This window comes from Lampropedia aestuarii (assembly GCF_004803635.1).
Taxonomy (GTDB): domain Bacteria; phylum Pseudomonadota; class Gammaproteobacteria; order Burkholderiales; family Burkholderiaceae_C; genus Lampropedia; species Lampropedia aestuarii.
The window spans coordinates 78,152-101,507 of the sequence record NZ_SSWX01000001.1 but is presented as its reverse complement, the minus strand read 5'-3'; the positions used below and the strand labels follow the sequence as shown (position 1 = coordinate 101,507).

Here is a 23,356-nt window from a genome sequence, read left to right as displayed (position 1 = left end):
TGCTGGTCACTGGCGCTGGCCAGGCAGTGCGTGCCGTCGGCTGGTGTTTACATCACCAGCAGGCCATCGCTGTCAAAATCGGCTGGCCTTGCGCACCAAAACCCAATAGGGCGTCGCGATGGCCGAGCAAGACCGTGCTCTGAGCTGGGCCGCCATATTGGCAGCTTGCTGTGACAACCGCGTCAGTTGGTGATTGAAGAAGTTTAAGCGGCCAGCAACTTTTGCAGCTCGCCCGATTCGTACATTTCCATCATGATGTCCGAGCCGCCAACAAACTCGCCGTTGATATACAGCTGAGGAATGGTGGGCCATTGGCTGTAATCTTTGATGCCTTGGCGAATTTCCGCGTCATCGAGCACGTTGACGGTGGTGAGTGTCTTCAGATCAACGCCTGAGGCCTTGAGGATTTGGGTTGCGCGGCCCGAGAAGCCACACATTGGGAAGCTGGCCGAGCCCTTCATGAAAAGCACGATGGGGTTGTTTTTGACTAATTGGTCAATGCGTTGTTGAACGTCGCTCATGGGTTTTTCCTGTGTGTTCCAGATCGGAAATGGACTCAACGCGTGCTCAGTGGGGACTGTGACACGCGTTTTAAGACGTAATTGTGGCAAATTCTTTGCTCAGTTGCAGCGTAATCAGTGCGATAACCTTGAACCATTGTTTGGCATATTGATTTCTCTGCGCGTAATGCATAGTGCGCAACGCAAACAACCAGGTGGCGCAGCTTATTCAGGCGTTCGCTCAGCAGGATTGAACAAATCTGCACCTGGTTCGCACCGCAATTCAATCGCCTCGTTGCTGCTTGGATGGCTGAATTTCAGACGCCAGGCGTGCAAAAACATGCGCGGCAGGCCTTGTTTGGCCAAACGCTTGTTCCAGTCAAAGTCGCCGTATTTGTCATCGCCAGCAATCGGATGGCCGCTGCTGGCGGTGTGCACCCGGATTTGGTGGGTGCGACCGGTCTTGATCGTGACTTCCAGCAGACTGGTCGCTGGCAAGCCCTGCTGTGCGATCGGTTCATAGTGCGTGCGCACCCGCACCAGCGATAAGGAGCGCATGCTTTCTGCATCGTCCTTGGTTGTTGTGCGCACGCGGCGCTCGCCGTCGGGCAGCAGGTATTTGCGCAGCGGCGTATCAACCACTTTCTTATTCAGTGGCCAATGCCCTTTGACAAGCGCCAAATAGGTTTTGCCGGTGCTGCGCTCGCGGAACTGGTCTTGCAAATGCACCAAGGCACTGCGTTTTTTTGCAATCAGCAAGATGCCAGAGGTTTCGCGGTCCAAGCGGTGCACCAATTCAAGAAAGCGGGCCTCGGGTCTGGCTGCGCGCAATTGCTCAATCACGCCAAAGCTCACACCACTGCCGCCATGCACAGCCACGCCGGCGGGTTTGTCAATCGCCAGTAGCCAGTCATCTTCATACAGGATGGGAAAGCTTTTGGCTGGCGCAGCAGGCGCTTTGGCTTGTTCAGTAGAGATGCTGGCCAGCCGCACCGGCGGCACGCGAATCATGTCCCCAGTCGCTAGGCGCGTATCTGCTTGCGCGCGGCCCTTGTTAATGCGCACCTCACCGCTGCGGATAATTCGGTAGATATGTGTTTTGGGCACCCCTTTGACCGTGCGGAACAAAAAGTTGTCCAGGCGCTGCCCATCCCATTCTTCTTCTACGGTCAGAAATTGGACTTGTGGAGTTTGTGGAGACGGAGTGGGGGCTGCCATTTTGTGAAATGAGTGAGGGGCCATGTGCGCAATGGCTGTTTTGGCCTCTATAATCAGACTGCCTGTATGAAAGGTAGATGATAGTCTTCTTGAAAAGCGCTGCGAGTGTAGTGCATTGATTCAATTGTCGTCACGCAAAACGCTGCGAAGAGGCAAGTTTTAGCATTTCGCGGCCTTTTAAGCTGGCTTTGTCCATAGCAAGGTCGGCTTCGAGATTGATTTGAAGAGCGACTGCGCGACCCGATACAGAGCATTTGAGCCACATTGAACCTGCCCACAGGCCATAAGCCTATAACAACTTGGGCCAAGCAGGGGCAATCGATGGCATTGAACACATTGTTGATTGGAATTTTGCAAAAAGCAGCAGGCAGTTTGGGTGCGTATCCACTGCTTAAGCGGCAGTCACCGTGGTGCCCGGCTTAGTGCCGCTTTTTGTCTATGTTGAGCAAACTCATGCTGATGGTTTTTTTGTCCTTGATCCTGCTGCTGTCTGTGCTTGCGCCTGGGCAACGGTTGACACGCCCATGTGGGGTGGTGGATCGACGCGCCCATCTGCCTGAGATTCAGCAGTCGCCATTGGCTCCCAGGAGAAAGCCTGTGGTGCATGGCTCAAGCCCTGCTTTTGCTTCTATTTTGGTAATCCCACCCTACTTAAGATTGGCACTGTAAACGGAGTGCGCATGGTGGATTGCTATCTGTAATTCCTTGATCGGCGGATGTTCAGTGTCATCAGTGGCACCAGTGACAGATTCAAAAAATCTGTCGACTTTTGAACACTAGATTTGGTGTGTGGATCGGGCTTGGAGGCCCGTATAGCATATGCCGGACGCATCGTATGAAGGAACACATCCATGAAGCGGATGTTGATTAACGCCACTCAGCCAGAAGAGCGCCGTTTGGCGATTGTGGACGGGCAAAAACTGCTCGACTATGAAATCGAAATTGAAGGCCGTGAGCAGCGCAAAGGCAATATTTACAAAGCCATTGTCACGCGCATTGAGCCCAGCCTTGAGGCCTGCTTTGTTGATTACGGCGAAGAGCGCCACGGCTTTTTGCCCTTCAAGGAAATCTCCCGTCAGTATTTTGCTGAGGGCATTTCGATCAGCCAGGCCAAGATCAACGAGGCCATCCATGAAGGCCAGGAATTGCTGGTTCAGGTTGAGAAAGAAGAGCGTGGCAACAAAGGTGCGGCACTGACGACTTTTATCAGTCTGGCTGGCCGCTATGTGGTGTTGATGCCCAACAACCCACGCGGCGGCGGGGTGTCGCGCCGCATTGAAGGCAATGACCGCAGCGAGCTCAAGGAAGCGATGGACAAGCTCGAATATCCCAAAGGGATGTCGATCATTGCCCGCACTGCAGGCATTGGCCGCACGGCCGAAGAATTGCAGTGGGACTTGAACTACTTGCTCAAACTCTGGGCAGCGGTTGATGAGGCTGCACAAAGCAAGGGCGCATTCTTGATCTACCACGAGTCGAATCTGGTGATTCGCGCCATTCGTGACTACTTCAACAGCGATATTGGCGAGATCCTGATCGACACCGATGCGATCTACGACCAGGCCGCGCAATTCATGGCTTATGTGATGCCAGAAAATGCATCACGTGTGAAACGCTACCGCGATCCAGCGGCATTGTTCTCGCGCTTCCAAATTGAGCACCAGATTGAGTCGGCCTATGCCCGTACCGTGCAACTGCCATCGGGCGGCGCAATTGTGATCGACCAGACCGAGGCCTTGGTGGCCGTTGACGTCAACTCAGCCCGTGCGATCAAGGGCGGCGATATTGAAGAGACGGCCACCCGTACCAACCTCGAAGCCGCAGATGAAGTGGCGCGCCAGTTGCGCCTGCGCGACCTGGGTGGTCTGGTGGTGATTGACTTCATTGATATGGAAGAGGCGAAAAACCGCCGTGAAGTCGAGAACCGCCTGCGCGATGCGCTGCGCCAGGACCGCGCCCGCGTGCAATTTGGCTCCATCAGCAAGTTCGGCTTGCTGGAGATGAGCCGCCAGCGTCTCAAGCCTGCACTGTCAGAAGGCGCCTCGATCCCATGCCCACGCTGCGGCGGCACAGGCCATGTGCGCGATATCGAAAGCTCGGCATTGCAAATCCTGCGTGTGATCCAAGAAGAGTCGATGAAAGACGGCACAGCGGCAGTGAACTGCCAGGTGCCAGTCGAAGTTGCCAGCTTTTTGCTCAATGAAAAACGTGCAGAAGTCACCAAGATTGAGATCCAGCAGCGTGTCAACGTGCAGATTGTTGCCAACAAGGCATTGGAGACGCCTAACTACCGGATGGAGCGCCTCAAGAGTGACGACAACCGCCTTGACGATCCAGAAGCCAGCTACACACTGGCTGAAGAGATCGAAGATCCGCTGGCCAACTCACGCCGCTCCAAGGAGCCGACCAACCGCCAGACACCGCGTATCAAAGGCGTAGTGCATGACGCGCCGCCTCCGGTAGTGGCCAAGCCGGTTGAAGCGGTAGCGCCAGCTGCCAAATCCTCAGCATGGGGATGGTTGGACCGTATTTGGAACCGCCTGTTTGGTGGCTCGGCTGGCTCCAAGCCCGTGGCCAACGCGCAAGAGAGCGCAGCCAAGGAAGGCAGTAAATCCGATGCGAGCGCAGACCGCAAGCGCAATGGCGCCAGTGGCCAAGAACGACGTCAAGATGCACGAGGTCGAAGCCGCAATGGCAGCGGCGGCAATGCCGGCCGATCTGTAGGTCGTGCTGAGCAAGGTGAAGCAGGCCGTGGCGAGCGCCAAGAGCGTGCCGCCCGTGGCGAGCGCCAGGAGCGTGGTGAACGCAGCAACCTGCAAGAGCGCAATGAGCGCAGCAATGGCAAGCCCGAGCGCGCCGAGCGTCTGGAGCGTTCAGAAGCACGTGGCGAGTCACGTCAAGACCGTGCAGAGCGCTCGGATCGCAATGAGCCACGCCAGGGCCGCAATAACCGCAATGAGCGCCGCGACGCTGACCGTCCAGAACGTGGCGAGGCAGAACGCGTAGAGCGCCAAGAGCGCTCGGAACGCCGACCACGTCCACAAATCAGTGTGGAGCAGGACGGCCAAGTGCCTGGCCAACCTGGCCAGGAAGCGCAGACGCAGGACAGCACTGGCAATGTGAGCGCATCTGAGCGTGAAGGCCAGCGTACTGGCCGCAACCGCAACCGCCGCAACCCAGGCGAAGGCCGTGAAGGCCAGCGCAATGGGCGTGACGAGCGTGGCGTGGAAGAGGTTGGGCTGCAAGATGCTGCTGCGTTGGGCGTGGCCCAAGAGGCAAAACTGCAAGCCGATGGTGACGCTGGAGTGGATGCGCCAGCAAGCCCCCAAGCCGGTGAGCGTGAAGAGCGCCGTGAGCGCCGCTCGCGTGATCGCTATGGCCGTGATCGCCGCCGTCAGGACCGGGAGGCGGAAGAGTCCAATGGCGCACTGACGGGTGACCTGAGTCAGCCAGAAGTTCAGGCCGCGCAAGATGAGGCTCACAGCCCAGGCGCAGGCATTGCGTCCGAGCAAACCGCGGTCGCCGCAGAGGACGCACCACGCCGCCGCAGCTACTTTGAGCGTGCGGCAGCACAGGGGACACAGCCAACCCCAGCGGCTGAGCCAACAGTGGCTGAGGTTCAGCCTGCAGCAGCGGTGCAAGCGGCAATTGTTCAGCCTGCGGAAGCTCCTGTTGCACCAGCAGCACCAGCTGCACAGGCTATTGAGCAAGTTGCTGCAGCAAGCACGCCAGTGGCCGAGCCAGCTGCAGTGGTGCAGGCCAGCGCGCCGCAAGCGCCTGTGCCCTCTGAAAGCGTGCAGGCCGATGCCCCAGTGGCATCAGCAACACCAGCAGCGTTTGTGTTGGATGTGGCAGGGCTGTCCTCAGTGGCGTCTTCTGCAGGCTTGCAGTGGGTGCATTCGGATGCCGACAAAGTGGCGCAAGTACAAGCGGCCATTGCGGCTGCACCAAAAGCCGTACACGTGCCGCGTCAGCGTCCTGCCGCTGTGGTGCTCGATGACAAGCCGCTGAAGTTGGTTGAGACCCGCAAGGATTTGCGCAGCCAGCATTTCCCATTTGACCAGTGATGCGCTGAAGCCGGGTCTGACTTAGAGGCAGCCATGCTGCGCGCTAGGTCATACCCAGCGATGGATGTTGAACCTGGCAAGCCGCCTTGCTGCTCACCAACTCAGGGTACAGCCGGTCTTGCTGGACTAGCATCGCAGTGCGTGAGACACGCCACTCTTATCTAACGCCGACATGCTTGTCGGCGTTTGTGTACCTGCCTACAGCCGCTCACACCACGCTTGATGCATCGTTGTACTGCCTGGTCGTACCTGTTGCACTGCCAATGGTTTTACGCCAGGTTTGCACCGCAAACCTTCGGTTGGCTGGGCGGCGTCAGCCGCGCTTAGGCGCCCGTGTGTGGCAGGCCGATGGCACTGCGCGCGCAGGCCTATGCAGGTACAGGCTCTTGCCCGGTGTTGCGGTTGCCAGTGGGCGCTTGGTGTGCTTGGGCAGGGCAGGGCAAAATTATGCCAAAACAGGTTTGGCCCTGTGCGGACTGCACGAACACCGAGCCACCGTGCAATTTGGCGATTGCTTGCACAATAGCCAATCCCAAACCATGGTTTTGGGGCGTTGCAGCCGAGTTGTCTGCGCGGTAGAAGCGCTCAAAAATATGTGCGAGATGCTCCGGTGCAATCTCCGGGCCACGATTGGTCACACTGATCACTGCTTGCTCTTGCGCAGGTGCGGCAATGTGAATCGAAATGCAGGTGCCTGCCTGCGCGTAACGCGTGGCATTGCTGAGCAGGTTGAAAATGGCGCGTCGCATCAGCGCGGCATCGCATGGCGCAAGCGCATCACCATGCACTTGCAGTGTCACATCGGCTTCCAAAGCCACTGCATCGTAAAACGATGCGACCTCCTGCGCTATCGCCGCAAGGCTGTAAATACCGGTGGCTCGCGTGCCGATACCTTGGTCAGCACGCGAGAGAAACAACATGTCTTTGACAATGGAGGCCAGTTGCCTGAGCTCTTCAAGATGCAAGCCCAAAGTCTCTTCCAGGGTGTGTGCCGATCTTGGCTGGCGCAATACCACTTCGGTGCTGGAGATCAGCGTGGCCAGTGGCGTGTTCATTTCATGCGCCACTTCGGCATTGAATGATTCAAGTTGCCGATACGCTTCAGACAAACGGTCTAGCAAGGCATTGAATTGCGTCACCAGAGGCATCAACTCTTGCGGCAGCCCTTGGCCATCAAGCCTGCGTTCGAGTTGTTTGGCAGACAGGTCGTTGATTTGTTCAACCAGGGATTGCATTGGACGCAGACTCAGTCGCACCAGCAGTCCACCAAGCAGCGACAAAATCACAGCACCGGCAAGCATCGATGCGGCCAAGATCCAGGCGAGAGTACGCAGCAGTGCGTCATCCGAGCGCAAATCCATGACCAAGGTGGCCTTGGCATGGCTGGCTGTGGACGAGCCAGGGGGCGTGATAGGCAGCTCAAAGACACGTTGCAATACGCGCCCCGCTTGGGCTTGGGGCAAGGTATTGTCAAACAACGTCCGGCCGTCGGCTGCGGTCAAGCGCATTGTGTAGCTGGCGTCTGCCGCCATGAAGTCCGTCAGCATATGGGTCAGTGTTGTGTTGACTGGCGCGCTGCTGGCGTCGGCAAACCAATGCAGCAGAACCTGTTGCTTGCGCTCTAACAGCTGCTGTTGCCTAGCGCTGAGGTTGGCGTCAAAGAGACCATACACGATCACACTGACCGTGCCCAAGCCCAATAAGCTCAGCCATGCCAGCCAGCCGGACAGACGTTGGCCCAAATGCGATGCGCGGCTTGCTAGTTTCATGGTGCGGCTCGGCTCTCCAAGACATAGCCCATGCCGCGTACCGTGTGAATCAGCGCCGATACAAATGGCTGATCCACTTTGATGCGCAAACGCCGTACCGCGACTTCAACCACGTTCGTGTCGCTGTCAAAGTTCATGTCCCAGATTTGCGAGGCCAGTTCGGTGCGGGAGAGCACCTGGCCCTGCCTGCGCAGCAGCAGCGTCAGCAGATTGAACTCCTTGGCGGTGAGTTCGAGCCGCAGGCCAGCGCGCACGGCTTTGCGGCGAATCAGATCGACCTCCAAGTCGGCAATTTTGAGTGAGGTGGGCTCGGCGGTTTGGTGGGGTGCATGCAGCCTGCGCAGCAGCACTTGAATGCGCGCCACAAGCTCAGAAAATGCAAAGGGTTTGATCAGGTAGTCATCGGCTCCGCTTTGCAGCCCGCGCACACGGTCTTCGATATCGGCACGAGCGGTCAGCATCAAGACCGGAGTGGTTTTCGATTGCCTCAGCGCCGTGAGGAGTGAAAAACCATCGATACCAGGCAGCATGCCATCCAAAATGATCAGGCTGTAGTCGAGTTCCATGGCCAGGTGCAAGCCTTCAATTCCATCGGATGCCAGATCGACTATGTAGCCTTCTTCCGTGAGGCCTTTGCGCAAGTATTGGCCTAGTGTGGCCTGGTCTTCAATCAACAACAATCGCATGAGTATCTTTTTCCTAGTGCAGCCGCCACGGGCGCGCGCAATGATGACAAATTTGTAATCCTCCAGACAGCTTTATGTCGGCACGCCATTCCTATATTCGTGCCACTGCACATGAAGTCCGCATTAGATGGAGAGCGAAGTGCTGCCTCGATGGCCTGCGTGATGGCTGTCAGGGCCGCACATTGCTCGCACTTGGAAGATCAAGGGTGGCATTGTTGCCCACAGGTGGTACTCAAGTTGGTCATGTGTCAATCAATCCTATTTTCTGGAGAAGTTCGCATGGCCACCCCATCGCAGCAGAGCGATCACCCCCGTGATCGCATGCACGGCAAACTCTTGGCATGGCTTGCTGCTCTTGCCGCTATCGCGGTGACTGCGCCTTGGCCCGTACTCGCTGTAGCGCAGACAGGAGCTGTCGCGCCAGTATTGGCCACGGACGATCGCGCATCGGTCTTGCCGCATACCATTACGCTGGAGATGGCCATGCGACAAGCATTTGCTGCCAATCCAGGTTTGCAAGCTGCGCAATATGGCGTTGCCGCCAGCGAAGGGGCGATCTTGCAAAGCCAGGCGCGGCCCAACCCAGAGCTGGCATACAGCCAGGAAGATACGCGCTCAAAAGAGCGCTCGATCACGCTGCAAGTGAATCAGTTGATTGAGATTGGTGGCAAGCGCGAAGCCCGCATACGCGAGGCCGAAACCGAGAAAGCGCTGGCCAGTGCCAACATCTTTGAGACCGAAGCCGCATTGCGCTTTCAGGTCGTCACGGCTTTCTATGAGCTGCTGCTGGCGCAAGAGCGCGAAGAGAATGCGCTGAAAACGCACGCGCTGGCCCAGCAGGCCTTGGATGCGGCGCAAAAGCGGGTGAGGGCTGGCACCTCAGTGCCGCTGGAAGCCAGCCGTGCGCAAGTGGCTGAGGCCAATGTCTTATTGGAGGTACAGCAGGCACAATCATTGATCGTGGTGGCCCAGCAAAGTTTGGCCTCGCTATGGGGCGGCAGGGCGGGCGCGCTTGGCCGCGCCACTGGCGATTTCTCCAGCATCCCTGAGCCCCCGACGGCAGATCAGATTGAGCACCTGATCGACCAGGCGCCAGACATGCTGCTGGCGCGCCGAGCGCTGGAGCAAAGCCAGGCCGTCTCCAGCGTAGAGCGCAGCAAGCGCTTGCAGGACCCGACTCTGAGTTTGGGTGTGAAACGGGCCAATGACCTGGGCAGAAACCAGTTGGTCGTAGGGGTCAGTATTCCGCTGCCGCTGTTTGACAGCAATGCAGGCAATCAACTGCAGGCCCTGCGCAAAGTCGACCAGGCGCAGCAAATGCTGCAGAACCAGCGCCTGCAATTGCAGGCTGAGGTTTTGGTTGCGCGCCAGCAACTGCTCAGCAGCAACCAGCAAGTGGCCTTGCTAGAGAGCCAGGTCGTGCCAACGGCTGAGTCCGCTTACAACCTGGCTGTGCGTGGCTTTACTTTGGGCCGCTTCAATTTTTTAGAGGTCCTCGATGCCCAGCGCTCCTTGTTTGAAGGGCAGCGCCAGCTGCTGGAGCAACGCATGGCCTCGCACCGTGCGCGCGCTGAAATTGACCGCCTTTTGGGCACCTCTTCGTTGATCCCTACTGCCACCGTGGCCCCTACAGCGACTATCCCCAGCGGAATTTAATCATGTCCGAGAAACAACAATTCGACTCAGCCCTTTTAACTCCCAAACACTGGATTGCGGTTGCCGTGATCCTGGCCTGCGGCATGGTTGGTGGCGCACTGATACTGCGCGCGCCACAGACTGCAACGCAGACGGCCGCAGCCGTGCATGCAGAAGATGACGACGACGACCACGACGAGGAGGGCGTTGTCGAGCTCACTGAGGCGCAGGCCAAGATGATTGGTATTGCACTGGCCGAAGCGGGGCCGGCGGTGATTCGCAAAGACACATTGCTGCCCGGTGAAATTCGCTTTGATGAGGACCGCACGGCCCATGTGGTGCCGCGTGCGGCAGGGGTTGTGGAGTCAGTGCATGCCCAACTGGGCGAGCAAGTCAAAAAGGACCAGTTATTGGCGGTCATTCAAAGCGCTGCAGTGGCAGATCAGCGCAGCGAGCTGCAAACAGCACGCCAGCGCCTGGCTTTGGCGCAAACAATCTACCAACGTGAGAAGCAATTGTGGGAAGAGAAAATTTCCGCAGAACAAGACTATTTGCAAGCACGCCAAGCGTTGCAAGAGGCAGAAATCGCAGTGCGCAATGCCTCTCAGCGGCTGAGTGCGATTGGTGTCAGTGTGGCTGCCACTGGCGGTGCGGCTGGCGTGAGCCGCTATGAATTGCGTGCCCCATTTGAGGGGGTTGTGGTGGAAAAACATTTGACCGTGGGGGAGTTGGTCAATGAAAGCACCGCTTCTTTCACCATCTCAGACATGCGCTACGTCTGGGCAGAGATGAATGTCTCGGCTCCGCAGCTGCCCTTGGTGCAAGTTGGTGCACCGGTGAGGGTGCGTGCCACCGCATTTGATGCGTCCGCTGAAGGGAAGGTGGCCTACGTCGGGGCCTTGATTGGTGAGCTGACCCGTACCGCAGCTGCACGCGTGGCATTGGCCAACCCGCAGGATCTGTGGCGGCCGGGCTTGTTTGTCAATGTCGAGGTCATGACCGAGGAAAGCCAGGTGCCGATTGCGGTCAAGAGTAAGGCCATTCAATGGCTTGATGCGCAGGAGAGCGTTGTGTTTGTGCTGGACGATCATGGCTACAAAGCCCAACCTGTGCAGATGGGGCGCAGCGATGCGGAATATACGGAAATCCTGGCTGGCTTGAGTGCCGGTCAGACCTATGTCACCGAAGGGGCGTTCATGCTCAAAGCGGAGTTGGGTAAATCGTCTGTCGATCACGGCCATTGAGTAGGAAGTCCCATGTTTGAACGCATTATTCGCTTTGCCATTGAGCAGCGCTGGCTTGTCATGATGGCCGTGGTGGGGATGGCCATTTTTGGGGGCTATAGCTACCAGCGGCTCTCTATTGACGCTGTGCCTGACATCACCAACGTACAGGTGCAAATCAATACACAGGCGCCTGGCTACTCACCGCTGGAGACCGAGCAGCGCATCACCTACCCGATTGAGACAGCGATGGCGGGCTTGCCCAACTTGGAGCAAACCCGCTCGCTCTCGCGCTATGGACTCTCGCAAGTCACGGTGATTTTCAAAGATGGCACGGATATTTATTTCGCGCGCCAATTGGTCAACCAGCGTATCCAAGAAGCGCGCGATAGCCTGCCGGCAGCGATTGCGCCAACCATGGGGCCCATCTCCACCGGGCTGGGGGAGATCTATTTATGGACCGTCGAAGCCGAGGAGGGGGCCACTAAAGCAGATGGCAGCCCTTATACGCTGATGGATTTGCGCGAGATCCAGGACTGGGTGGTCAAGCCACAATTGCGTACCGTGCCAGGAGTCACCGAGATCAACTCGATCGGCGGTTTTGCTAAAGAGTACTTGATTTCCCCCCATCCAGACAAGCTGGTCTCCTACGGCATTTCATTGGATCGGCTGGTCACTGCACTGCAGAACAACAACACCAATGTGGGCGCCGGCTTTATTGAGCGTCAAGGCGAGCAATACCTGATTCGTGCCCCTGGCCAGGTGCAAGGCATTGAAGACCTCAAAGAGGTGATTGTGAGCACCGTGCAAGGCCAGCCTGTGCGCATCCGCGATCTCGCCGAAGTGGGGCTTGGGCGTGAGCTGCGCACCGGCGCAGCCACCGATAACGGCCGTGAAGTCGTGCTGGGCACAGTGTTCATGCTGATCGGTGAGAACAGCCGCGTGGTCTCCAAAGCGGTGGATGAGCGCATGCAGTCGATTCGCAACTCACTGCCAGAAGGCGTACACATCGTCACCGTGTATGACCGCACCAACCTGGTTGAAAAAGCCATTGCCACAGTCAAAGGCAATTTGCTCGAAGGCGCGGCTCTGGTCATCGTGGTGCTGTTTCTTTTCTTGGGCAATATCCGTGCGGCCCTGATCACCGCCTTGATCATCCCGCTGTCCATGCTGTTCACTTTCACCGGCATGGTGCAATACCGCATCAGTGCCAATTTGATGAGTCTGGGGGCACTGGATTTTGGCATCATCATCGATGGTGCTGTGGTCATTGTCGAAAACTGCGTCAGACGCCTGAGCCACGCGCAAGCGCTCAAAGGCCGTTTGCTCACCCGTGCTGAGCGTTTTCAAGAGGTCTTTGCTGCTGCGAAGGAGGTGCGTAGGCCTTTGCTGTTTGGGCAATTGATCATCATGGTCGTCTACCTGCCGATCTTCGCCCTGACCGGTGTGGAGGGCAAGATGTTCCACCCGATGGCGCTGACTGTGGTGTTGGCACTGGCTGGCGCGATGATTCTCTCGATCACCTTTGTGCCCGCTGCCGTGGCGCTGTTTATTGGCAAACGTGTGGGCGAGAAGGAAAACCGCCTGATGGGCTGGGCGCGCAATGCGTATGCGCCATTGCTCAAAGGCGTGATGCGTGTGCCTTTGCTGGTGATTGCTGGCGCTCTAGTTGCCGTAGCGCTTAGTTTGGCACTGGCGACACGTTTGGGCAGCGAGTTTGCCCCAAACCTGAATGAGGGCGACTTTGCGGTACAGGCCATGCGTGTGCCTGGCACCAGCCTGACCCAGTCTTTGGAGATGCAGATGCAGCTAGAGCGTGCGCTGATAAGCGAAATCCCAGAGATTGAACGTGTGTTTGCGCGCACAGGCACGGCCGAGGTCGCCTCAGACCCCATGCCGCCGAGCATTTCTGATGGCTACATCATGCTCAAACCCAAGAACCAGTGGCCCAACCCCGGCCGCAGCCGTGATGATTTATTAGCCGAGATTCAGGAAGTGGCTGAGAGCATTCCTGGCAGCAAATACGAGTTTTCTCAGCCTATACAGTTGCGCTTCAATGAGTTGATTTCTGGTGTGCGCAGCGATGTGGCGGTGAAAGTGTTTGGCGATGACATGCAAGTGCTGGAGGGCATTGCGCAAAACATTGCCAATACGCTGCAAAACATTGCCGGGGCGTCTGAGGTGGCGGTGGAGCAAACCACTGGCTTGCCCATGCTGACGGTACAGATTGACCGTGAAGAGGCCTCACGCTATGGCCTCAACATGGACGAAGTTCAGCAGGCGATTGCGATCGCGATTGGCGGTCAGGAAGCGGGCACACTCTTTGATGGCGACCGCCGGTTTGATATCCAGGTGCGATTGCAAGACGACGTGCGCAATGACTTGGCGGCGTTGGAGCGCCTGCCCATTGCCTTGCCTCAAAGCGCCGACAGCCGCACCGGGTTTATTCCACTCAATGCGATTGCCAAATTTGAACTGGCCCCTGGCCCGAACCAAGTCAGCCGTGAAGATGGCAAGCGTCTGATCATTGTCAGTGCCAACGTGCGTGGCAGAGATGTGGGCTCATTTGTCGAGCAAGCGCAGCGCGAACTGACGACCATCGCGTTGCCCAGCGGCTACTGGACGCGCTGGGGGGGAACATTTGAGAACCTGCAATCAGCCCAACAGCGCTTGCAAATTGTGGTTCCTGCAGCCTTGATGCTGGTCTTTACCTTGTTGTTTGCGATGTTTGGCAACGTGCGCGATGGGTTGGTGGTGTTCACCGGCATTCCGTTTGCCTTAACGGGCGGTATCTTGGCCTTGTGGATGCGTGGTATTCCGCTGTCCATTTCCGCTGCGATTGGCTTTATTGCGCTGTCGGGGGTCGCTGTGCTCAATGGGCTGGTGATGATTTCCGCGATTCGCAGCTTGCGTGAAACCGGCCTGTCAGTGCCGCAAGCGGTGGAAGAAGGTGCTTTGTCGCGTTTGCGTCCGGTGCTGATGACCGCCTTGGTGGCCTCGCTGGGCTTTGTGCCCATGGCCATTGCGACCGGCACCGGAGCGGAAGTGCAGCGGCCTTTGGCGACTGTGGTGATTGGCGGGATTATCTCGTCGACGATACTGACCTTGTTGGTGCTGCCGCTGCTGTACCGGCTGGTGCACCGCCATGATCCATCCGAAGATGCCCCAGAGACTGCCCCACGCCCACTAGCGGCCCACTAGCGGCATGTCTTGACGCTGCCCTCTACTTACGTTGGGGGTGGCGCTCGAGTGCAGTGGCCGACCAGGACAGCTTTGCGCCTCGACAGCGGCTCAAAATAGGCATTGGAATGCGCACGGTGTGACATTGTTTTTCAAAATAAGCCCACATTGCCTGGGGCGCTCCATCCAAGGCACAATGCGCGGTGATTGAGCGCATTGATGTCATTGAATGAAGTGGATTTGGAATGCTTTTTTTACTCTCTCCGGCGAAATCGCTGGACTATGAAACTCCGGTTGATCCTGCGCTGGAAGCTTCCCAACCGGTATTTGTCAAACAGGCGCAGACGGTGATGGAGGTGCTCAAGCACAAAACCACGGCTGAACTCTCGTCCCTGATGTCCATCAGCGAGAAGTTGGCGCAATTGAATGTGGAACGCAACCGTGCCTGGAGCAGCCGCTTTACGCCCAGCAATTCACGCCAGGCGGTCTTGGCATTCAATGGCGATGTGTACGAGGGCTTGCAGGCCGCTACCCTGGATGCGGACGCACTAGCATGGGCCCAGCACCATGTGCTGATCCTCAGTGGGTTGTACGGCGCGCTTCGCCCGTTGGACCGCTTGCAGCCGTATCGTCTGGAGATGGGCACGAAAATGGCCGTTGGCTCGGCTGAAAATCTCTACCGTTACTGGGCCGAGCCCCTGAGCCAGTATTTGAATGAACGCATCCAGGCCCAGACTATGCCGGTCATTGTGAATCTGGCCTCGAACGAGTACTTCAAGGCGGTGCAGACCAAGCGCCTTAAAGCGCGCGTGATTGAGTGCGTGTTCCAGGATGAAAAAGCGGGCCAGTACAAAATCATCAGCTTTCTGGCCAAACGCGCACGCGGCTTGATGGCGCGTTACGCGATTGAGCACCGGCTAGAACACCCGCAGGCCCTGCAGGCATTTGACAGTGAAGGCTATCGTTTTGATGCAGAAGCTTCTTCAGAAGAAAAGCTGGTATTTAAGCGCAAGGAATCAGATAGGCTGGGGGTTTGAGGCGGCTACGCACCCATGTTTAGCGTTAGACACAGCCACCGTTTCGACGGTTTATTTTGAGGAGATCGAGCTATGGCATTGACCGTCAACCCCCATTTGGCTTCAGTAACGCCGGAGCTGCGCCAGTGGATCATTGACCAAGCCGAAGCTGGCGTTTCAGCCCCCAAGGCCTTGCAAGCCATGCTGGATGTGGGCTGGTCCGAAGACGTCGCACTGGCCGCTTTGGAGTCCGTGCTCTCAGAGCATTTGCAAGAGCGCAATGCCATGCCTGGTCAGCTGCACACTGCAGCAGCCAGCGAAGCTGCGCCCGCTGCAGTGCCTGTGCCTGATTTGGCGTTAGAGGGCTCGCCAGCCTGGGTGCGCGCAGGCGATCGTGATGTGAAAGTGGTCATGAGCATGAAGCTGCCCCGAGTGGTGGTGCTGGAGGGCTTGCTGACGGCTGACGAATGTGAGCAGATCATTGCACTGGCCAGGCCACGCATGCGTCGCTCATTGACGGTCAATAGCCAAAGTGCCGACGGCGGTGATGAGCTCAATGAAGACCGCACCAGCGAAGGCATGTTTTTTGAACGTGGCGAGTCCGCTGTGATTGCCGCCCTGGAGCAGCGCATTGCCGATTTGCTCGGCTGGCCTGTTGCCAATGGCGAGGGCTTGCAGGTCTTGCACTACGGCCCCAAGGCGGAATACAAACCACATTACGATTACTTTGAGCCCGACGCGCCCAGTGCCCCGGCTTTGCTACGCCGAGGTGGCCAGCGCGTGGGCACCTTGCTGCTCTACCTGAATACGCCAGTTGCAGGCGGCGGCACGACTTTCCCCAACGCCGGCTTAGAGGTGGCCGCCCAGCAAGGAACGGCCGTGTTTTTCAGCTATGACAAACCACACCCCAATACCTTGTCATTGCACGGTGGCGCGCCGGTGGTCGAAGGCGAGAAATGGGTGGCAACCAAATGGTTGCGTGAGCGCGAATTCAACTAAGAGCCTGTTCAAAGTCTCGACGCCGTCGCGCAAGGCACAAAAAGAGGCAGTACAAGACGCCTGTTGCAGCGCATACGTCTGTATGAGCAAAATTGGCAACGCAGCCATGCGCTTTTTTGTGCCTTGCAGCTCTTTTTGGTATTGGGGGTTGGAGTCCAAAAGGCACGCTGCTTTGTTGAAAATCTTCGCCGGTCAGATAGCCCGACTGCGGTTTTTGCCGCGCATCGTATCCTTTTGGGCTCCAACGCGGTCGGCGTGGAGACTTTGAACAGGCTCTAAGAACGTAAACACCTTCTAAAGACCAATGCCAAGCACATCCAACACGTGCCAGCCATTGGCGCGTGCATGCTGGTGCAATTGTGGGTCGGGATTGACGGCAATCGGCTCGCCAACTTGGCTCAGCAGGGGCAGATCGTTGATTGAGTCGCTGTAAAAATAGGCACTTGCCAGTGTCTGGGGTGGCAGGCCCTGCTCAATCAGCCAGGCGTGCATGCGCAGGCATTTGCCTTCACGCATATTAGGAGTGCCTTGCACCTGGCCAGTAAACACTCCGCCTTCCAGCGCCAATTCTGTGGCAATGCAGTGGTGAAAGCCCAGCTCTGCGGCGCTGGGCTCGGCAATCACACGGTTGCTGGCGGTGGTCAACACCACAGTGTGGCCTGCGGCGCGGTGCGCGGCCACCAAAGCGTAGGCTGCGGTGGGCAAACGAGGTCGAATCTCTTGAACTAAAAACAACTGCAGCCAGTGCCGCCATTGTGCCGGCGAGCGTCCGGCCAGCAGGCTGGCGTAGAACGCGCTGAAGTCATGGGCTGACACAAGACCGGCGCGGTAGTCGGCACCCAGCTGCTCATTACGCGCTTGCACATCGCGCTGCAGCAGGCCGTGGCGCAGCAGAAATCGGCACCACAAATCATCGCCATCGCCATTGAGCAAAGTGTGGTCCAGATCAAACAAGGCCAGTGGTCTGGAGAAGAGGGAGGGCATGATTGAAGGGCATGTGGCGCGGGTTTGCGCGCTGGCGATGTGGCGGATCACCTCAGAATGCAATCGCTGGACCATACGGCTCTACATAGCTCAGATGCGTACACAGGCCGTACAAGGGCGTCCATCGGTGCAGCGAAATTTGTGGCGGCTCCAGTTGGGCGTGCAGGCTTGCACCTGGCTGCAGATCTAGCGCGATCTGGTGCGCTACCGACGGTGCGACATGCACGGGCACACCTGCAAACTGCATCTGCACGGCGCGGTGCAGGTGTCCACACAAAATGCCCTGTACCCGAGCGTGCTGGCGTATCAATGCAGCCAGTTGTTCACTGCCTACCAGCAGGCTGCAGGCATCCATCGCCTCGATGCCGCTAGGCAGTGGCGGGTGGTGCATGAAGAGCAGGACTGGCAGGCCACTGCACGCTTGCAAGGTGTTAGCCAGCCATGCCAGTTGCGGCGTGTCCAGCACACCATGTGCATGCCCGGACACAGAAGTATCCAGCGCCACGCAGTGCAGGCCTTTGAGTTGGATGTGGTAGCAGCAGCGGCCTGCTGGTGCATCCTGCGCCACAGGCATATAAGCGGGCAGTGCTGTGCAGGCCGTATGGCTGTCGTCGTGGTTGCCAGGCACGGCATAAATCGGCATATCCAGTGGCGCGAGAGCAGCTGCCACGCGCGCGTATTCGTCTGGCCTGCCATGCTCGGTCATATCGCCAGTCAATAACACCAGGTCAGGCCTGGGCTGGAGTGCGGCCACATGGGTTACAGCACGCTGGAAGGCGCGCTCGGTATCGATGCGACCGCCTAAAAAAGCAGGCCCAGTGCCTAGGTGCGGGTCGGTGAGTTGGGCAATCAGAAGAGGGGAGTGCATGCTGCCAAGTCTAGGTCGTTTCCTCAAAATTCCATAGTTTGTTGTGGAAATTTTTTGATTTATGTGGATTTCATGAGTTTGTCACGATTGCCAGTCAGCATACGGCCTGCGATGTCCGCCTGAGTCCCATCTTGCACTGAAAGTACCTTGCCATGTCCGCTTCCAAACCTGCTTTGCCCAGCCAGATTCTGTCAAGCCAGCGCCGCCAATTTCTCAAGACCAGCATGACTGTGTCCGCCGCAGCGATGCTGGGCGGCATGCCGCTGTTGGCTAGCGGCCAACAACACGTCAAACTCGCATTCATGTACCCGGTTGGTGTCTCGGGCGATATCAATCGCATTGTCTCGACGATGATCAGCAGCTTCAACGCTGCGCATAGCGACATCCAGGTTGAGGCGATCTACGCAGGCAGCTACGACAATACCGAGCAAAAAGTCATGACCGCGCTGGGCGTGGGCGAGCCACCGGCTGCCTGGTTGCCCATCAACTCGATGATGACCACTTTCCAAAACATGGACGCGCTCGAAGACGTGACCGCACTGGCCAAGGCCGACGATGTGTTTCAGGATTTTCTGCCCGGCTTCCTGGGCACCTGCATGGCCGATGACAAGCTGTATGGCCTGCCATTCCAGTGCAGCACACCGGTGCTGTACTACAACAAGGCGGCGTTTGAGAAAGTGGGTCTCAAAGCCGCGCCGACCGATTGGGTCGAATTGGAAGCTGCTGCCAAGGCGCTGGCTGTGCGCAAAGGCGATGCGACCGAGCAATGGGGGGTGACGATGGGCGGCGGCTGGCACGACTGGATTTTTGAGAGCTTTGTGCGCCAAAATGGTTTGGTGTTTTGGAACAAGGACGGCGTGCGTTTCGACGCGCCAGAAAGTGTGCATGCGCTGGAGTTTTGGCTGCGCATGGTGCAAGCGGGTTACATGCCCGCGGCCTCGACCTGGGAGAGTTCAGCCAATGACTTCATGGCCGGGCGCACCGCAATGCTCTACCACTCGACTGGCTCGATGACGAATATCTTGAAGTCTGCATCCTTCCCGGTGGGCGTGGCACCGATGCCCAAAGGCAAGCAACTGGGCTCGACGATGGGCGGCGGGCCGATCCTGATCGCCAAGAACCAGCCCGATGCCCACAAGCAGGCGGCCTGGACGTTTGCGCGCTGGATGACCAATACTGCCAACCAGGCCCAGTGGTGCATTGATACCGGCTATCTGGCCGCACGCAAGTCGTCGTGGGATACGCCCGAGTTGCAAGCCCATGTAGCCAAAGTGCCCGAGTCGCGCTCAGCCTTTGTCACGGCAGAGGTCGCTGGGGCATTTTTGCAGGTGCCTGGCTACCACAAGGTGCGCAGCCATTTGCAAAGTGCGATTGACCGCACGCTGATTGGCGAGGTGGCGCCCGATGCGGCGCTGCGCGATGCCAGCGCCAAGTCGAATCAGGAGATTCAGCGCTTGTCACGCCGCCGTGGTTGAGCACACCATGAATCTGTTACCCGCCAAACCCTACGCGTCCACGCATGCCCTTTGGCGTCGCGGACGCCGGCGAGAGCTCGCAACGGCAGTGGTGATGCTCGCTCCTTCGTTGCTGTTTCTGTGTGCATTCACCTACTGGCCAATCTTGCGCTCAGTGGTGTATGGGTTGTTTGACGTGCAACTGGGCTCGCCCGAGATTTACTTCGTTGGCCTGGAGAACTATGTCAGGCTCTGGCATGACGCCTTGTTCTGGAAGTCACTGCGCAATACGGTGGTTTATATGGTGGTCACGGTGCCCACGTCGATTACGCTGGCACTGATGCTGGCCGTGGCGCTCGACCGCGGGCTGCGTGGCACGGCCTTGTACCGCTCGGCATTTTTCTACCCGGTAATGATTCCCTCTGTGGCCGCGGGCATGGTCTGGGTGTTTTTGTATGCACCCGGCTATGGCCCCATCAACAGCCTGATGGGGTTCTTGGGCCTGCCCAAGCTCGAATGGCTCTACGACCCGCGCTGGGCCTTGCCAGCCATCATCTTCATGAGTGTGTGGAAGTACGCCGGCTACTTCATGCTGATTTTGCTGGCGGCCTTGCAATTGGTGCCGCGTGATTTGTACGAGGCAGCCCGGCTCGATGGCGTGTCGGGGTTTCGCCAGTTGCTGCACATCACCGTGCCCTTGATTTCGCCAACGCTGTATTTTGTCGTCGTCATAGGGGTGCTGCATTCCTACCAAATCTTTGACTACGTGTTTGTGATGACCCAGGGTGGCCCGGCTGACGCCACGAATGTGCTGACCTTCTACATTTACCAGAATGCCTTCCAGTTCAGAGACATCGGCAGCGCTTCGGCAATTGCCAATATCCTGCTGCTGGTCGTGGGCGGCCTGATCGGTATCGTCGCCCTGACGCTGGGTCGGCGTGTGCATTACATGGGACGCTGACCATGCCTGCTTTCAAACCTTTTGCACGTTCGCGCTGGATGCACTGGCTGCTGGTGCCGGCTTTGCTGCTGTGGCTCAGCCCACTGGTGTGGATGCTTTTGACCTCGCTCAAAACCCGCACGGAAATCTTTGATCCGGCCGCTGGCTGGTGGCCGCAAGTGCTGCAGTGGGGCAATTACCCAGCGGCGCTGTCGGTGGCGCCATTTGGCACGTATTTGATCAATTCCATCTTGGTCACGGCAGGCATTTTGCTGGCACAGTTGACCACTATCACACTGGCTGCCTATGCGTTTGCGCGTCTGCGATTTCCGGGCCGTGATCTGCTGTTTGGCCTGTTCTTGCTGCAGGTGATGTTCCCGATATACGCGACCTTTCTGACCAATTTCATCACCGTGCGCGAGCTGGGTTTGATGAATACCTTGTGGGCCTTGATGGTGCCGTTTGTTGCCAGTGGCTATGGCACCTTCATGTTGCGCCAGGCCTTTCGCCAGGTACCGCAAGACTTGGCCGATGCGGCGCGCCTGGATGGCTGCGGCCACTGGGCGACGTTGTGGTATGTGTATTTGCCGCTGGTCAGGCCGACCCTTATTGCGTTTGCGATGATCTCGGTGGTCACGCACTGGAATGACTATATGTGGCCTTTGCTGGTGACCAATAGTGAAGCCGTGCGAACCTTGCCGATTGGCCTGGGCCTGCTGGCCAAAGCCGATAGCGGTGCTGACTGGCCCCGCCTGATGGCCGCAACCATGGTGGTCAGTGCACCGTTGATGCTGGTGTTCATTGTCTTCCAACGCCGCTTCGTCTCCAGCTTCATGCACGCTGGCTTAAAGTAAGCCTTCTGCGTATTAGTAAGCTTTTTTCCTATTAGCCACTACGATTCAAACCCATGTCTGCCATCTCATTACAAGGCATTAGCAAGCACTATTCCGACCATGTCGTGGTTGACCAGCTCGACCTCGAAGTTCAGGCCGGTGAGTTCATGGTGCTGGTTGGGCCATCGGGCTGCGGCAAATCCACGACCTTGCGCATGATTGCCGGATTGGAGGACATCAGCGCAGGACGCCTATTGATTGGCGGACGTGATGTCACGCATGCTGCGCCTCATGAGCGCGACATCGCGATGGTATTCCAGTCCTATGCGCTCTATCCGCATATGACGGTGTACATGAATATGGCCTTTGGTTTGCTGCGCACCAGCAAGCTCTCACGCAGCGAAATCGATCAGCGCGTGCAAGAGGCCGCTGCGCGCCTGCAGATCACCGATTTGTTGCAACGCAAGCCCAATGCGCTATCGGGTGGCCAGCGCCAGCGCGTGGCCATTGGGCGCGCGCTGGTGCGCAAACCCAAGGTGTTTTTGTTTGACGAGCCGCTGTCCAATCTCGACGCCAAGTTGCGCACGCACATGCGCGGTGAGCTGGAGCGTTTGCATGCCGAGCTGGGCATCACCATCGTCTACGTGACCCACGACCAGGTTGAAGCCATGACCTTGGGCACGCGCATTGCGGTGATGGATCGCGGCCAGGTGTGCCAGGTCGGTGCGCCGATGGAGGTCTATCGTCAACCCGCAAGCCGTTTTGTTGCCTCGTTCATTGGCTCGCCGCAAATGAATTTTCTACCTGTGCCTGCTGGTGCGGGTGTTGGCGAGAATGGGTTGCAAGCGCAGTTTGGTGATGCCGTGCTGCAGCCCGGTGCCGTGTTAGGCTTGCGCCCTGAAGAGCTGCACCTTAGCAGTGCAACAGATTCTGCCGAAATGCCCCTGAGCGCGTTGCGCTGGCACGGCGTTGTGCAGCGGGTCGAGCGGCTGGGCGCAGAAGCGTATGTGCAGATCCGCGTCGGCAGTGCCGACGTGCTGGTACGCGCGGATGTTGATGCGGCCCTGGTGACCCAGCAAGCGATTTTGCTGACACCAGAGCTGTCGTGCCTGCGCCTGTTTGATGCCCAGTCCGGCGCACGCTTATTGTCTTTGGCCGCCTGATACCATGCACATGACTCCAGTTCTAAGTGTGCGCCAAGAGCGCATTATTGAAATTCTTAAGGCGACACCGACGATCACCACACACGAGTTGGCGCTGCGTTTGGGCGTCTCTGGCGAAACCGTCCGGCGCGAGCTGCAAGCCATGGAGGGCGACGGTATCGTGCAAAAATTCCATGGTGGCGTGAGCTTGCACCGAGACATGCAGGAGTCGCCGTTTCAATTGCGCTTGCATACCAACGTAGGTGTCAAGCGGCGCCTGGCGCGGCAGGTCTCCAGCTTGCTGCCTGACGGTGCCAGCCTGATGCTGGACAACAGCAGCACCGCTTGCTATGTTGCCCAAGCCTTGGCCGAGCGACGCGGCATGACAGTGGCAACGCCGTCTTTGGAGGTCGGCAGAGCACTGGCGCACAGCGGTGAGCGCCACACGGTATTGCTGCCCGGTGGTACCTTGAGGGCCAGTGACATGACCATGGCCAGCGCCAATGCGCTGCGCTTTGCAAGCCAATTGCATCCCGATTATTTTGTGTGTTCTGTAGCCGCTCTGAGCGCTGGCGGCTGCTTGGACTTCGATCCGTTCGAGGCCGAATTCAAGCAAGCGGTCGTCACGCAGGCGGCCAAGGTGGTTGTGGTGGCAGATGCGAGCAAGTTTGCCGCTGCCGGGCTGATCACCAGTTTGCCTTGGTCGGATGTGCATGTGCTGGTCACCGATTGCCCACTGCCAGCAGATTTGGCGCAGGCCTGTGCCGGGGTTCAATTGGTGGTGGTTGATCGGGCAGATGCAGACTGATGCCCAGCGTGGCTGTTATGCCTTGCGCGACTGC

17 protein-coding genes are annotated in these 23,356 nt (G+C 58.0%); 11 read left to right on the top strand and 6 right to left on the bottom strand.

All coding sequences use genetic code 11. From position 1 onward, the window contains the following. Positions 1–203 precede the first annotated feature (203 nt). Positions 204–521 (bottom strand): Grx4 family monothiol glutaredoxin, encoded by a 318-nt coding sequence (gene grxD / locus E8K88_RS00410; protein ID WP_136404666.1) that lies wholly within the window; start codon positions 519–521, stop codon positions 204–206. A 204-nt stretch (positions 522–725) separates the two neighbouring features. Continuing rightward, positions 726–1,718, bottom strand: a complete 993-nt coding sequence (locus E8K88_RS00405) for an RluA family pseudouridine synthase (protein WP_240754235.1) — start codon at positions 1,716–1,718, stop codon at positions 726–728. A gap of 851 nt (positions 1,719–2,569) precedes the next feature. On the opposite strand from E8K88_RS00405, the gene E8K88_RS00400 reads away from it, so the two are divergent. Continuing rightward, the gene (locus E8K88_RS00400) at positions 2,570–5,785 is read left to right on the top strand and encodes an Rne/Rng family ribonuclease (RefSeq protein ID WP_136404664.1); all 3,216 of its coding nucleotides are present in this window, start codon (positions 2,570–2,572) and stop codon (positions 5,783–5,785) included. Positions 5,786–6,153: 368 nt separating this feature from the next. Here the strand turns inward: E8K88_RS00400 and E8K88_RS00395 are convergent, their stop codons facing one another. Both E8K88_RS00395 and E8K88_RS00390 read right to left on the bottom strand, forming a co-directional pair. Continuing rightward, positions 6,154–7,554 (bottom strand): heavy metal sensor histidine kinase, encoded by a 1,401-nt coding sequence (locus tag E8K88_RS00395; RefSeq protein ID WP_136404663.1) that lies wholly within the window; start codon positions 7,552–7,554, stop codon positions 6,154–6,156. Next, on the bottom strand, positions 7,551–8,240 hold the full coding sequence (locus E8K88_RS00390) for a heavy metal response regulator transcription factor (RefSeq protein WP_136404662.1): 690 nt from the start codon (positions 8,238–8,240) through the stop codon (positions 7,551–7,553). The genes E8K88_RS00395 and E8K88_RS00390 overlap by 4 nt, the downstream gene beginning before the upstream one ends. 279 nt (positions 8,241–8,519) lie before the next feature. On the opposite strand from E8K88_RS00390, the gene E8K88_RS00385 reads away from it, so the two are divergent. The 5 genes from E8K88_RS00385 (at position 8,520) to E8K88_RS00365 (ending at position 16,293) form a co-directional block, all read left to right on the top strand. Continuing rightward, positions 8,520–9,896: a TolC family protein gene (locus E8K88_RS00385; RefSeq protein WP_168797202.1), complete on the top strand. Its 1,377-nt coding sequence runs from the start codon at positions 8,520–8,522 to the stop codon at positions 9,894–9,896. Positions 9,897–9,898: 2 nt separating this feature from the next. After that, positions 9,899–11,119, top strand: a complete 1,221-nt coding sequence (locus E8K88_RS00380) for an efflux RND transporter periplasmic adaptor subunit (RefSeq protein WP_136404660.1) — start codon at positions 9,899–9,901, stop codon at positions 11,117–11,119. 12 nt (positions 11,120–11,131) lie between these two features. Beyond that, positions 11,132–14,299, top strand: coding sequence for an efflux RND transporter permease subunit (locus E8K88_RS00375; protein WP_136404659.1), 3,168 nt, complete (start codon positions 11,132–11,134; stop codon positions 14,297–14,299). A gap of 224 nt (positions 14,300–14,523) precedes the next feature. Beyond that, entirely contained in the window at positions 14,524–15,315 is a 792-nt protein-coding gene (gene yaaA, locus E8K88_RS00370; RefSeq protein WP_136404658.1) for a peroxide stress protein YaaA, read from the top strand. A 72-nt stretch (positions 15,316–15,387) separates the two neighbouring features. Further along, the gene (locus E8K88_RS00365; RefSeq protein ID WP_136404657.1) at positions 15,388–16,293 is read left to right on the top strand and encodes a 2OG-Fe(II) oxygenase; all 906 of its coding nucleotides are present in this window, start codon (positions 15,388–15,390) and stop codon (positions 16,291–16,293) included. Positions 16,294–16,587: 294 nt separating this feature from the next. Here the strand turns inward: E8K88_RS00365 and E8K88_RS00360 are convergent, their stop codons facing one another. Both E8K88_RS00360 and E8K88_RS00355 read right to left on the bottom strand, forming a co-directional pair. Then, complete coding sequence (locus E8K88_RS00360; RefSeq protein ID WP_136404656.1) at positions 16,588–17,277, bottom strand: HAD family hydrolase; 690 nt, start codon at positions 17,275–17,277, stop codon at positions 16,588–16,590. A gap of 52 nt (positions 17,278–17,329) precedes the next feature. Continuing rightward, positions 17,330–18,145 carry a phosphodiesterase gene (locus E8K88_RS00355; RefSeq protein WP_136404655.1) on the bottom strand — a complete coding sequence of 272 codons (816 nt, stop codon included), beginning with the start codon at positions 18,143–18,145 and terminating at the stop codon, positions 17,330–17,332. Between the two features lie 152 nt (positions 18,146–18,297). Between E8K88_RS00355 and E8K88_RS00350 the strand changes: the two genes are divergently transcribed. From E8K88_RS00350 to E8K88_RS00330, 5 genes are read left to right on the top strand one after another with little or no spacing between them, the layout of a single operon-like run. Next, the gene (locus E8K88_RS00350) at positions 18,298–19,620 is read left to right on the top strand and encodes an ABC transporter substrate-binding protein (protein ID WP_136404654.1); all 1,323 of its coding nucleotides are present in this window, start codon (positions 18,298–18,300) and stop codon (positions 19,618–19,620) included. Between the two features lie 7 nt (positions 19,621–19,627). Next, positions 19,628–20,560 carry a carbohydrate ABC transporter permease gene (locus E8K88_RS00345; protein ID WP_168797201.1) on the top strand — a complete coding sequence of 311 codons (933 nt, stop codon included), beginning with the start codon at positions 19,628–19,630 and terminating at the stop codon, positions 20,558–20,560. Between the two features lie 2 nt (positions 20,561–20,562). Further along, complete coding sequence (locus E8K88_RS00340; protein WP_136404652.1) at positions 20,563–21,393, top strand: carbohydrate ABC transporter permease; 831 nt, start codon at positions 20,563–20,565, stop codon at positions 21,391–21,393. Positions 21,394–21,446: 53 nt separating this feature from the next. Then, the gene (locus E8K88_RS00335; protein ID WP_136404651.1) at positions 21,447–22,535 is read left to right on the top strand and encodes an ABC transporter ATP-binding protein; all 1,089 of its coding nucleotides are present in this window, start codon (positions 21,447–21,449) and stop codon (positions 22,533–22,535) included. 10 nt (positions 22,536–22,545) lie between these two features. Then, positions 22,546–23,322 carry a DeoR/GlpR family DNA-binding transcription regulator gene (locus E8K88_RS00330; protein ID WP_168797200.1) on the top strand — a complete coding sequence of 259 codons (777 nt, stop codon included), beginning with the start codon at positions 22,546–22,548 and terminating at the stop codon, positions 23,320–23,322. Positions 23,323–23,356 lie beyond the last annotated feature (34 nt).

Coding starts and splice junctions, on each gene's coding strand:
- E8K88_RS00380 (WP_136404660.1), top strand. CDS start 9,899: ATGTCCGAGAAACAACAATTCGACTCAGCCCTTTTAACTCCCAAACAC.
- E8K88_RS00385 (WP_168797202.1), top strand. CDS start 8,520: ATGGCCACCCCATCGCAGCAGAGCGATCACCCCCGTGATCGCATGCAC.
- grxD (WP_136404666.1), bottom strand. CDS start 521: ATGAGCGACGTTCAACAACGCATTGACCAATTAGTCAAAAACAACCCC.
- E8K88_RS00345 (WP_168797201.1), top strand. CDS start 19,628: ATGAATCTGTTACCCGCCAAACCCTACGCGTCCACGCATGCCCTTTGG.
- E8K88_RS00355 (WP_136404655.1), bottom strand. CDS start 18,145: ATGCACTCCCCTCTTCTGATTGCCCAACTCACCGACCCGCACCTAGGC.
- E8K88_RS00395 (WP_136404663.1), bottom strand. CDS start 7,554: ATGAAACTAGCAAGCCGCGCATCGCATTTGGGCCAACGTCTGTCCGGC.
- E8K88_RS00340 (WP_136404652.1), top strand. CDS start 20,563: ATGCCTGCTTTCAAACCTTTTGCACGTTCGCGCTGGATGCACTGGCTG.
- E8K88_RS00360 (WP_136404656.1), bottom strand. CDS start 17,277: ATGCCCTCCCTCTTCTCCAGACCACTGGCCTTGTTTGATCTGGACCAC.
- E8K88_RS00350 (WP_136404654.1), top strand. CDS start 18,298: ATGTCCGCTTCCAAACCTGCTTTGCCCAGCCAGATTCTGTCAAGCCAG.
- E8K88_RS00375 (WP_136404659.1), top strand. CDS start 11,132: ATGTTTGAACGCATTATTCGCTTTGCCATTGAGCAGCGCTGGCTTGTC.
- E8K88_RS00405 (WP_240754235.1), bottom strand. CDS start 1,718: ATGGCAGCCCCCACTCCGTCTCCACAAACTCCACAAGTCCAATTTCTG.
- E8K88_RS00335 (WP_136404651.1), top strand. CDS start 21,447: ATGTCTGCCATCTCATTACAAGGCATTAGCAAGCACTATTCCGACCAT.
- E8K88_RS00400 (WP_136404664.1), top strand. CDS start 2,570: ATGAAGCGGATGTTGATTAACGCCACTCAGCCAGAAGAGCGCCGTTTG.
- E8K88_RS00365 (WP_136404657.1), top strand. CDS start 15,388: ATGGCATTGACCGTCAACCCCCATTTGGCTTCAGTAACGCCGGAGCTG.
- E8K88_RS00390 (WP_136404662.1), bottom strand. CDS start 8,240: ATGCGATTGTTGTTGATTGAAGACCAGGCCACACTAGGCCAATACTTG.
- E8K88_RS00330 (WP_168797200.1), top strand. CDS start 22,546: ATGACTCCAGTTCTAAGTGTGCGCCAAGAGCGCATTATTGAAATTCTT.
- yaaA (WP_136404658.1), top strand. CDS start 14,524: ATGCTTTTTTTACTCTCTCCGGCGAAATCGCTGGACTATGAAACTCCG.